The sequence below is a fragment of the Bacillus cereus group sp. MYBK139-1 genome, from assembly GCF_051916915.1.
Classification (GTDB): Bacteria; Bacillota; Bacilli; order Bacillales; family Bacillaceae_G; genus Bacillus_A; species Bacillus_A pacificus.
This window is the reverse complement of sequence record NZ_JBQAHO010000001.1, coordinates 1,030,845-1,042,690: the sequence shown is the minus strand read 5'-3', so window position 1 is coordinate 1,042,690 and position 11,846 is coordinate 1,030,845. Positions and strand designations below refer to the sequence as shown.

The following is an 11,846-nucleotide window of genomic DNA, read 5'->3' as shown; positions in this document are numbered from 1 at the left end:
TATTAAAAGGAGCTTTTATGAAAAAAGCTAATTAGTAATTGTAGACTAATATAAAGAGGAGAGATAATATGCATCGAATTCAGAAAGACCATATCATTTACGCAATGTCACCAGAAAATCAACCATGTATGGAAGTAGAAATTGGGAGTCGCCTTATATTTGAAACATATGATTGCTTTGAAAATCAAATTAATTCTGAAGATGTTGTGTTTCAAGAATTAGATTGGAATCGGATTAATCCAGCGACTGGTCCAGTATATATTAATGGAGCAGAACCTGGTGATATATTAGTTGTTACGATTGAAAAAATAAAAATTGCAGAGCAAGGTGTTTTAACTACAGGGGTGAATCTTGGCGTAATGGGTGAAGAGCTACATGAAATTACAGTGAAAATCGTCTCAATACATAATGAACATGTTTTGTTTTCAAATGAACTACAAATCCCGATTAATCCAATGATCGGTGTAATTGGAACAGCGCCGAAAGAAGCGAGCATTTCATGTGGCACACCACATGATCACGGCGGGAATATGGACTGTAAAGAGATAAAAGAAGGGACAACATTATTATTACCTGTAAATGTTCCTGGTGCTCTATTAGCATTAGGTGATTTACACGCAGCGATGGGCGATGGTGAAATTGGGGTTAGTGGAGTAGAGGTTGCTGGTGAGGTAACCGTAACAGTCCAAATTATAAAAGGGAAAAAATGGCTACTACCAATGGCTATTCAAAAAGAAAAAGTAATGACGATTGCTTCAGAAAAATTGCTAGATGATGCAGCGAATCGTGCTGTACGTAATATGGTGACATTTTTACATGAAGAATTAGAAATGTCTAAAGCTGATGCAACACTTTTATTATCGGCTGCCGGCAATTTAAAAGTTTGTCAAGTGGTTGATCCGCTGAAGACTGCTCGAATGGAATTAGGGATGAATTATGTGGAGAAATTGGGGTTTACTATAAGTGAATTCTATATTAAATAAGAAATGATAGAAGAAAGCTGATTTTGTATAAAAGTATCTTTTTTGATTTACGGATTATATAAAAAAAGGTAGTATTTATTTTATATAATTGAATATAAGATTGTGGGTCGAAAAAGGAGTAAACACATGGTTAAAATTATGATTGTAGAAGACGATATGAAAATTGCAGAACTATTATCAACACACGTTGCGAAATATGGGTATGAAGGAATTATTGTATCGGATTTTCATAATGTATTAAATATTTTTTTAGAAGAACAACCAGAGTTAGTTTTATTGGATATTAATTTACCGAGTTTTGATGGGTACTATTGGTGTCGTCAAATTCGTGGAGTTTCTACATGTCCGATATTATTTATTTCAGCTCGTGAAGGTACGATGGATCAAGTCATGGCGCTAGAAAACGGTGGCGATGATTTCATTTCAAAGCCATTCCATTACGAAGTTGTAATGGCTAAAATTCGAAGTCATTTAAGGCGTGCTTACGGAGATTATGCACCGAAAGTAGAAGAACGGATGGTTGAGCAACAGGGTCTTTGTTTATATCCTGAAAGGCTTGTATTGAAGCTTAAGAATCAAGAAATTGATGTAACGAGAAATGAAGCTATTTTATTAGAAATGTTAATGAAAAATTATCCGCGTGTTGTGAGTAGAGAAGTGTTATTAAATAAATTATGGGATAGTGAATCCTATGTTGATGATAATACATTGAGTGTAAATACGACACGTGTTCGAAAAAAGTTAAAAACGTTACATATTGAGAATGCGATTGAAACAATTCGTAGTGTTGGATATAGATTGCATATTACTTGGGATACTGGTATGGAAAAATGATAAGGCTGTTTATACGTGATCATATACCACTTATTTGCTTTACAGCAATCCAACTACTAGCCATATTCCTCGTATATTGGTTTGATGGACATAACCGTATTGCGACGGCATTGTATGCAATGTTTTTAGGTGCCTTTTTTATGGTAGGCTATTTACTATTTCGTTACTATACACATCGTTCTTTTTATGAACGTTTAGCAAACCCGATGCAATCTTTAGATGAATCGGTTCAAAAATCTGATTTTGCAGCTATATCTGCTGCTCTTCAAGACTTGCTTGAGGTACAATATCGCCATTATCAAAATCAACTCCAGATACAAGAGAGAAAAAATAATGATCATTTAACTTTTATGAATCAGTGGATTCATCAAATGAAAACACCTTTATCTGTAATAGAATTAATTACACAGGATGAAGTGGATCCACGTTTTGAAAGTATAAATGAGGAAACAGATAGGCTGAAAAAGGGATTAGAGATGGCACTGTATGTCGCACGTTTAGAAGCATTTACACAAGATTTTTATGTGGAAAGAGTACAATTACATAAAATAGTGAATGATTCTGTGCATGAACATAAACGCTTCTTTATCCGAAATTTTGTATATCCAGAGCTTAAAATTGATAAGGACATTACAGTAGAAAGTGATGCGAAATGGTTACAATTTTTAATTGGACAAATACTATCAAATGCGATTAAATATTCATCTGGTAGTAGAGAGAAGATTAGAGTAAGAGCTTGTAAGGAAGGTAATAATGTTATACTTGAAATTGCCGATAATGGTGTAGGAATACCGAAGCAAGATTTACCAAGAGTGTTTAAACCTTTCTTTACAGGAGAAAATGGTAGAGATTTTAAAGAATCAACTGGAATGGGGCTATATCTCGTATGTGAAATTACGAAGCAATTAGGACATAGTGTAGAAATACATTCAGAAGTTGGTAAAGGTACGGTTGTACGAATTAAATTTTATAATGTATAAATGAGTGATCTAGGCTAAAGAACTTTGGAAATAAGTTTTTTAGCCTTATTTTATCTCGTTTTAATGGGGGCGGATTGCTCATTAAAGTCCGATTGATGAGGGATAATAATTAGTGGGTGATAAAGAAAACCCCCACTGGTTAAAGTTTAACTTTATGGCGATTATATGGAATGGTAAAAGGTCATCTTAGTATACATAATGCCACGCTAATAAATACGATTGTTAAATTAGAAGTATTTAATAAAAGTTGATGAATAGTTTTTGTAAGAAAAAAGCTATCCCTTTGAAAGAGATAGCTTCATGAATCCAGCCTATGAATAAGTGTATCAACATTAATAAGTATAATGATCAAATTCTTGATATATTTTGTGGACTATAATAGAATTAGTCTTTTGTTTTTTCATGATACAGTATTGTAATTAAGTAAACAAACTTAATAATTTATATCCAATTAATCCTAAAATAGTGATAGGAACCATCATTAAGAAAGAAGAAATTCGATTAGCATTAGAGCGTTCTAATACAAGAATCAAGATAATCCCGACTATGACTTCGGTATATCCAACAGGTAACATGTGATTATAGTCTTCAAAATTTAAAAGAATGTGAAGTCCATCCGTTACAAAAACTCCACCAATAAGTGCACTTCCTAATTTATGAAGTGGATTTGTAGTATCTTTCCATAGAAAACCTGCAATTCCAAAGATAGTTCCTCCAATGAATGCACATGTTATCCATACAGAAATAAAATAAATAGAATGAGATACATTTTTAAATATTATTGCATAACCATAGTAGCCTAGTACCATACCGAGTAGTGCAAGGATACCAGAAAGTATAGCTGTACGCTTAGAATAACTAAAGCTAGCCACAAAAAAGGATGGAACTAACCAAACGCTTCCTAGGTTAGCTAATGAATTCCAATGTCCCGGAAGTATACCTTGCCCCAATTTCGTTAGTATACCAACAAGTATCCCTACTATAATCGGGAGGATAAAAATCCTTATAAACATATTTAACTTTGTGATTTCTAATGTCCTGTCCATAAATTCAATCCTTACATTAATATTTTCTGTAAAGATATAATAGCTTATTACAAGGGAATAATCAATAAAAATTTATCGAAAAACAATAAGTGGTTATTGGATAACGAATAAGATCTTGTTTTTATATAAAATTTATTACTGGGGAAATCTAAAGGACGTATTACAATCAATGTAATTTGTGCTTATTCAACATGAAGTTAAGGAATGATAAATAAATCTAAAAGAAAGCAATCTTTTTAACGGCACATATAATTACATTTACTCATACAGTACTAGTATGGTACAATATGGTTATTAACGACGGAAAGGAATGATGGGTGGACGATGATTAACTAATCTTATTTTTAAATGTTGAAATTCAATATATTTCAATTTCTAAAAAATAGGATTAGTCTGCCCAATTTCCATACAACGGTATTGCTATTTATGTTGCGCAATAGCTTATTTGGGTATAAATATTTTAACGACTAATCCTGCCAAATTTATTTGGGAGGATTTTTTTATTCTCCCTTAATGAAAGGGATCGGTATTATGAAAGAATTATTAAAATTAAATGATGTTTATGTTGAAATAAAGGAAAATACTTTGTTAGAGAAAATGAATGTGACAGTAAGACAAGGGGATGTTATCGGATTAATCGGCAAAAATGGGGCTGGTAAATCAACGTTACTTCAATTAATAAATGGGAAGATTGAACCATCAAAAGGTACTGTTGAATGGATGCAAATGAATATGACAACAGCATATGTTGAACAAGAAAAAGAATCTTTCGTTAGTAAGGATATAATTGCAAAAGAGGCGGAACTTCTTGCGAAATGGGGTGTGCCAACGAATGATTTTCATACTTTAAGTGGTGGTGAAAAGCTAAAAGTTCGATTAGCAAAAGGATTTGCTGAAAATCCTAATGTCTTAATATTAGACGAACCGACAAATCATCTAGATGAGATGAGTACGGAATTTCTTATTAAACAAATAAAAAATATGAAAGGTACAGTTATCGTCGTATCGCATGATCGATATTTTTTAGATGTTGTCGCGACTAGAATATGGTCAATTGAGGATAAGAAATTAATTGATCATAGCGGGAATTATACGAGTTATATGAAAGCACGTGAGCATAAAAGAATGACGCAGCAGCGTGAATATGAAAAACAACAAAAAAAGATAGAACAAGTAGAAACTCATATAAAAGAATTAAGTTCATGGTCACAAAAGGCACATGCACAGTCTACAAAACAAGAAGGAGTTAAAGAATTTTATCGTGTAAAAGCGAAGCGCATGGATGCACAAGTGAAGTCAAAACGAAAGCGTCTCGAAAAAGAGCTAGAGAAAACGAAGGTAGAACGTGTGAAAGAGGAGTATTCAGTTGAATTTTCTATTCAAGCGAGTAAAAAAGTAGGGAAACGTTTTTTAGAAGTAAAACAATTGCGGAAAGAATTTAATAATCGAACATTATTTGAAAACGTTAATTTTACAATTCAGCATGGTGAGAAGGTTGCGATTGTTGGCCCAAACGGTAGCGGGAAAACAACATTATTGAAGATGATTATGGGAGCGGAAACTGCTCAAGGAGAAATATGGGTTTCACCATCAGCAAACATTGGATATTTAACACAAGAAGTATTTGATTTACCACTTGATAAAACACCAGAAGATTTATTTTATAAAGAGACATTTGAAGAAAGAGGAAAAGTCCAAAATTTAATGAAACATTTAGGATTTGAATCTTCTCAATGGACAGAGCCGATACGATATATGAGTATGGGAGAACGAGTAAAATGTAAGCTAATGGCTTATATTTTAGATGAAAAAGATGTACTTATTTTAGATGAACCAACGAATCATCTGGATTTGCCTTCACGTGAACAGCTCGAAAATACATTAGCTGAGTATAAGGGAACACTCGTTATTGTTTCTCATGATCGATATTTTCTGGAGAAAACAACAAACACAAAACTTGTGTTTGTAAACAATACGATACAAAAGCAACTTGAAGAACCTACGAAAACTAGAGATGAAATTGAAGAGCTACGTTTAACGTTAGAAACAGAAAGACAAGAAGTATTAGGGAAATTAAGCTTTTTAACTTCTAAAGATAAAGAATATAAAGCACTGGATGAACGATTTAAGGAACTTACAAAGCAGATTAAGGAACTTTAATGTAAGTAAGGGGGATTAACATGGGAGAAGAGAGTTTGACTAAGTTATTTAGAATAGATTGTGGAGATCTATACCTACAAGAGTTTACGGTCAATGATGCAGAGAGTATTTATCAAATAGCAAATCAACCGGAGATAGAAAAATTTTTACCGGACTGGAAATCAACGAAAGAACAACGAATTGTTTGGATTGCAAATTATGAAACACCTGCAAACAAAGCGTTCCTTGATGCTGTAAGAACTACGAATAACATAGATGACCATATATTAAAGCTAGGAATATTCAAGAAATCGACTAATGAATTTGTTGGATGGTGCTGCACAGGTATGAAAGACGAACTTCCTTCACCAAATAGAGAAATTATGTATGCTGTTTCAAGTGAATATCATAATAAAGGTTATGCGACGAAAGCGACAAAAAGCTTGATTAATTATTTGTTTAAAAATACAAATGTAGATGTTCTTAACGCAATTGCAGTAATAAACAACGCACCTTCAAATAAAGTTATTGAAAAATGCGGGTTTACTTATTTGAGTCAACAGACGATAGAAAATCAAATTTATAATCATTATGTATTGAGTAAATCCGTATGGATAAAAAATAGTGCTCTTTAAAAGGAGCGAGAATGCAAAAAAAGCTTAGAGCTAAAACTCTAAGCTTTTTTACATTTTGTGCTTTTCACCAAAAACAGATGTATCAAGTTGTATAAGCAAGAACCATTTTATAAACAACATATTCGAAAAGGGATTTGGAAAATTTTGTCGAATGTATTCGTCTGTGAAAACACTAAATTTTTACTCGAATTATTCTGTAAATGAATTACTTTAAGCTTTAATAAAAGCATAAAAGGAAAAAAGAATTTGTAACTAAAATTAACGGTAAAGTTTTAGTGGAGTACATTTCTTAAAGTATGAAATAGTTTAAAAGAGGGGGAGAAAGCGTATTATAATTTGGTTTCGTAACTTACCACAAATAAGTATGGATTTATCAGAATGGAATCCTTTTATACAGAATAATTGGCATAGGAAACATTATATGAAGTTTGTATATGTACTTCAAATCATTATTTTTCTAATTCCGAATTATTTTGGAGCAAGTTTCACTGATCTTAATATATTTTATCTTATCATCATAGGCATTTTGGTCTTCATTATTCATGAATGTCTACATATTATTGTTATAAATAATAAAGGTGATATTAGCTTAACCCGTAGTGGAGTATTTTTTTGGCTAAATACGAATGCAATTCTATCCAAAGCGAGATTTTGGACCTTTATGAGTTTACCTATTATTGTACTATCGGTCATTCCGGCCATTATATCATCTTGTGTATCAGGCAATATTAAATCAATTTTATTATTTGTATGTTGGATAAATTCAATAATTTCTGCTTCAGATATATACAATTCTTTGTTAATTGCAATGAAACCGAAGTACTCAATTTTTTGTAGAGGGTATTATAAAGTGAAAGAGAATTAAAATGGTGAGTCAAATACATTTCAATTAAAGGCGTAAGTTAAAAATATAACTTTGGGAAGGAAAAAATCGATAAAGTAATCGGTCTTTTCTTTTTCGTATAATAAAGATAGGATATTGTATTTCCTCCCACTATACAATTATTATAAGATAGTTATGCGTTAATTTTAATTTGTAAATAATATTATTATCAGTTTTTTTAGAAATCTTACAAGCGTGTAAGATAAATGAAAGATGAATCAATATGAGCTATAAGAGAATTCATTTACACTCATTGTGAGAAGTGCAAATGAAGGGAGAATAGAAATGGAAATTTTACATGCGAAAAATATTAGTAAAGTATATAAAGGGAAAATACCTTTTAAAGCATTAGTAGATATTGATTTATCAATTCAAGAAGGTGAATTTATAGGGATCATGGGGCCATCTGGTAGCGGGAAAACAACGTTATTAAATATGGTATCTACTATCGACTCTCCAACATCGGGAGAAATAGTAATAAATGGTACGAATCCTTTCCAGTTATCATCTGAAGATTTGGCTTTATTCCGTAGAAAACAATTAGGATTTGTATTCCAATCATTTAATTTACTTAGTACGCTTACAGTGAAGGAAAATATCGTATTACCGATGACATTAGATGGTGTTTCTGTGCAAGAAATGAATAAACGAGTAGAAGAAATTGCAGAGAAATTAAATATTACAGATATATTGAATAAAAGAACGTTTGAAATTTCAGGGGGACAAGCTCAAAGAACAGCAATTGCTCGTGCAATTGTTCATAAACCGCAATTATTACTTGCTGATGAACCGACCGGGAATTTAGACTCTAAATCTTCAAATGATGTAATGGAGATGCTGGATACGCTTAATAAGGAAGAAAAGGCAACGATGATGTTAGTTACACATGATCCGTATGCAGCTAGTTTTTGTAGCCGAGTAATCTTCATTAAAGATGGTCAACTATATAACGAAATTTATCGTGGTGAAAGTCGGCAAACCTTTTATCAAAAGATTATGGATGTCCTTTCTTTGTTAGGAGGGAAAAGGCATGACTTTTCGTCAGTTCGCATTTAATAATATTTTTCGAAATAAGCGTACATATGCTGCCCATTTTTTAAGTAGTGCATTTTCGATTATGATTTTCTTTACATATGCCCTTTTATTATTCCATCCTGATTTACAGGGGGAGTTGAAATCGACAAGTAAAACAATAAGTACATTTGGTACATTAGGATTTCAAATATCCCAAGGTTTGATTTTTGTTTTTTCATTTTTCTTTATTTTATATTCAGTGAGCTCGTTTTTAAAAACGCGTAAGAAAGAATTTGGCATTTTAATGATGCAAGGTATGTCAATGAGACAGCTTAAGCAGTTATTGTTAATTGAAAATATGTTAATCGGACTTGGTTCGATTTGTATTGGGATCCTCATTGGCCTCATATTTTCTAAACTAGTTTTACTAATCAGTGCCAGTGTATTAATGATTAGTAATGGTTTACCTTTTTATATACCAGTGCAGGCTGTATTATTAACAGTTTTCACGTTTCTTGTCTTATTTTTAATCGTTTCGTTAGTTACATTTAAAACGGTTAAAGTAACCGAACTTGTGGAACTTATTCAAGCTGGAGAAAAGCCAAAGCCTGAACCGAAAGCTTCAATAATATTATCGTTACTTTCTTTAATTAGTATAGGGTATGGATATATTTCAGTATTTCGCTTTATTCAAAATCATAGTTTTATCATGCTCGTAATGGGTGTGCTCTTAGTAATTATAGGAACGTACTTTTTATATACACAATGTAGCGTTTATATATTGCATCTTGCGAAAAGGAGTGAATTTTTCTTTTTAAAGAGAACAAATATATTAACGTTTTCAGAATTAATTTACCGTATGAAAGATAATGCAACTATGTTTTTTATAGTGTCTATTATTTCAGCAGTTGCTTTTACAGCAATTGGAACTACAGCTGCTATTGGGAATAAAGAATTGGTAAGAATGACAAACCCATATACGTTTCTTTATATAGGTCCTGAAAAAGACAAAATGGTGGATAAACATCTATCTATTATAAAAAAACATCTTGCTGATGCGAATATTCCATATCGAACAGCTTCATCTTCTTATAAATATACAGAAAGTAATGTATATGTAATGAAGTTAAGTGAATATAACGAACTTGCGAGAGCACTAGGATATCAACAAGAAACAATTGAAAAAGAAGATGAAATATTACTAATCCCTGGAATGGTATCACAAAAACAAGAATTTAAAAATGGTGATTATAAAAAGAATATTGAAGTCATTGAAGGAGATTGGATAAAGACATTTCGTGTGAAAAAAGCTGTAGAAAATTTAGTTTTACCACATGATACTAGCGGTATTTTTATCGCGGTTCAAGATCGTGTATATGATGGTATTCCTTTTAATATCAATCAAGATGATGTAGTTATTCAACATCGTACATACGGATTTGTTGTAGATGACTGGATAAAGACGAAAGAAATTTCAAATCAATTAAATAGTATATTCAATGCAGATGCAAGAGAAGATAATTTCCATTTTCAAGCTTTGACTTTAAGTTTGTTAGAGGCAAAACAAACGAATGGATTATTACTTATGGCCAGTGTTTTAGTTGGAATCGTCTTCTTCACATTTGCCGCTAGTTTTATTTACTTCCGGTTATATACTGATTTGGATCGCGATCAACAACAATATAAAATGATTTCGAAAATGGGATTAAGTAAGCGAGAGTTGAAAAAAGTTGTAACGAGACAGTTATTATTAATGTTCTTTTTACCGATTACCATTGCAGTAATACACACAGTGGTTGCTTATATGGCATTGCAACAATTAGTCGATTTTTCTATTTTAAATAGTTCTATTGTAATTTTAATTTCATTTATCTGTATACAAGTTTTATATTTCTATATAACTCGTTGGCGTTATTTACAGAAGCTTTATAAAACTATGGAACAGTAGGGAATATGAGTAAGTAAGACTGCATAAAAGCATGTAAAAACAATTTGAGTTATGAAAGGAACTGTGATGAAGAAAATATTATCTATTTTCATTTTAAGTATATTAATGTTAATAAGTTTAAGTGCATGCTCTAAAAATGAAAACAGATTTCCAGCTAACGGTGTATTAATCATTGGAGATGAAAATAATACTTTATCAATTATGAATCGTTATCAGGAAATTACGAAAGAAAATGAAGTGTTTTCTGTAAAAACGGGTACATTTGGAAATGGACAAGTTTTAATTTTAAATGAATCTACAGCACAAGCGTTGATTAAAACAAAGGTTTTTCGTGAAAGAGAGAATGGATCCAAATTTAGACCTATAGGTACGTTACCTAAGTTACCAAAAGAAGGCTCGATTTTGTTGGCACAAGAAGATGAAAAAAATTTAAAAAGTATTGAATTAGAAGGAAAGGAGTTTGCTGTTAAATACGGTAGTGATGCTTGGATAGGTAACACTCGTAAATATCCAACACAAGCGTATGTAATTGTAGCAAAAGATAGTGTGTATAAAGAATTAAAAGCAAATGAAACGAAAATGCATCTTCTCCACCTGAACAAGTCTTTAGGTGATGAAAAACCTAAAATGTCGACAGATAATACATTAATAAATGAAAAAGTAAAAGTAGAAAAGTTAATTAAAGATCATCAAGGGGAAGTATCATTTCAGTTTGTAACGATTGGAGAAAAATCTTAAAAAAGAGTTCGAGTTTGATAGAAATTTTATCAATCTCGAACTCTTTTTACTTTAGAGCATTCATATAACATAGATTACATTACTTCATTTAATCGAGTCTCACTTGTTTCTTCAATCGCAGTTGAATTTTGAACTGAATTATTTTGTGCTTCTTTTTCTTTACGAGCCTTTTGTAGCATTTCAAGTATAATCCATAAAGGAACACCTTTATCTTTTAGCATCTTCCATAAATCTAATTCATTAAATTTATGCTCAGGTTGTTTCATCTCTTTTTCAGATGAACGAATATCAAATTTGATGGGATCATTTGATTTTTTATCTTCAAGTTTAGTAGAAGAGATAGTATTATGCTCAAGATTAGATGGAGTTATTTTAGTAGGTTGAGATAATGTATGAATATTTGATCTGATTTGCATGCTTTTTCCTCCTTTTCAAGCAATGAGATTAGTTTTCTTATGGTTTTTAAATCTTTTTAACATGAGGAAACTATACCTAATTATAAATTCAAATAAATAGATTTACAAGGTGCATTGTAAAAAGTAAATGTTTACTTGAATTAATATTTATCAACATTTGTATATGTTTTCTATATATACAACGTATATATAATAATTTACATTATGTTTAAGTTATTAAAGCATGCTGT

The 11,846-nt window shown here is 31.4% G+C and carries 11 protein-coding genes; 9 read left to right on the top strand and 2 right to left on the bottom strand.

What is annotated here, in order from left to right; all coding sequences use genetic code 11:
- The first annotated feature begins 68 nt into the window (after positions 1–68).
- The 3 genes from ACTFRS_RS05355 to ACTFRS_RS05345 all read left to right on the top strand — a co-directional run bounded on the left by ACTFRS_RS05355 (position 69) and on the right by ACTFRS_RS05345 (position 2,797).
- Positions 69–983, top strand: coding sequence for an acetamidase/formamidase family protein (locus ACTFRS_RS05355; RefSeq protein WP_440024027.1), 915 nt, complete (start codon positions 69–71; stop codon positions 981–983).
- 126 nt (positions 984–1,109) lie between these two features.
- Positions 1,110–1,817 (top strand): response regulator transcription factor, encoded by a 708-nt coding sequence (locus ACTFRS_RS05350; RefSeq protein WP_087953671.1) that lies wholly within the window; start codon positions 1,110–1,112, stop codon positions 1,815–1,817.
- The gene (locus ACTFRS_RS05345; protein WP_139869185.1) at positions 1,814–2,797 is read left to right on the top strand and encodes a sensor histidine kinase; all 984 of its coding nucleotides are present in this window, start codon (positions 1,814–1,816) and stop codon (positions 2,795–2,797) included. The genes ACTFRS_RS05350 and ACTFRS_RS05345 overlap by 4 nt, the downstream gene beginning before the upstream one ends.
- A gap of 419 nt (positions 2,798–3,216) precedes the next feature.
- On the opposite strand, the gene ACTFRS_RS05340 is transcribed toward ACTFRS_RS05345, so the two are convergent.
- The gene (locus ACTFRS_RS05340; RefSeq protein ID WP_000376246.1) at positions 3,217–3,843 is read right to left on the bottom strand and encodes a DUF6518 family protein; all 627 of its coding nucleotides are present in this window, start codon (positions 3,841–3,843) and stop codon (positions 3,217–3,219) included.
- A 531-nt stretch (positions 3,844–4,374) separates the two neighbouring features.
- Between ACTFRS_RS05340 and abc-f the strand changes: the two genes are divergently transcribed.
- From abc-f to ACTFRS_RS05310, 6 genes are all read left to right on the top strand, one after another.
- Positions 4,375–6,003, top strand: a complete 1,629-nt coding sequence (abc-f, locus tag ACTFRS_RS05335) for a ribosomal protection-like ABC-F family protein (protein WP_440024029.1) — start codon at positions 4,375–4,377, stop codon at positions 6,001–6,003.
- Between the two features lie 20 nt (positions 6,004–6,023).
- Complete coding sequence (locus ACTFRS_RS05330) at positions 6,024–6,617, top strand: GNAT family N-acetyltransferase (RefSeq protein ID WP_139869039.1); 594 nt, start codon at positions 6,024–6,026, stop codon at positions 6,615–6,617.
- A 364-nt stretch (positions 6,618–6,981) separates the two neighbouring features.
- Positions 6,982–7,482 (top strand): DUF3267 domain-containing protein, encoded by a 501-nt coding sequence (locus tag ACTFRS_RS05325; protein WP_439194715.1) that lies wholly within the window; start codon positions 6,982–6,984, stop codon positions 7,480–7,482.
- 303 nt (positions 7,483–7,785) lie between these two features.
- A complete protein-coding gene (locus ACTFRS_RS05320; RefSeq protein WP_000404256.1) occupies positions 7,786–8,556 on the top strand; it encodes an ABC transporter ATP-binding protein in 771 nt (256 codons plus the stop codon).
- A complete protein-coding gene (locus ACTFRS_RS05315) occupies positions 8,531–10,462 on the top strand; it encodes an ABC transporter permease (protein WP_242294038.1) in 1,932 nt (643 codons plus the stop codon). Before ACTFRS_RS05320 ends, ACTFRS_RS05315 begins: the two co-directional genes overlap by 26 nt.
- A 66-nt stretch (positions 10,463–10,528) precedes the next feature.
- Positions 10,529–11,200 (top strand): lipoprotein BA_5634 family protein, encoded by a 672-nt coding sequence (locus ACTFRS_RS05310; protein WP_242294037.1) that lies wholly within the window; start codon positions 10,529–10,531, stop codon positions 11,198–11,200.
- 74 nt (positions 11,201–11,274) lie between these two features.
- Here the strand turns inward: ACTFRS_RS05310 and ACTFRS_RS05305 are convergent, their stop codons facing one another.
- Positions 11,275–11,616: a DUF3914 domain-containing protein gene (locus ACTFRS_RS05305; RefSeq protein WP_242294036.1), complete on the bottom strand. Its 342-nt coding sequence runs from the start codon at positions 11,614–11,616 to the stop codon at positions 11,275–11,277.
- Between the last annotated feature and the right edge of the window lie 230 nt (positions 11,617–11,846).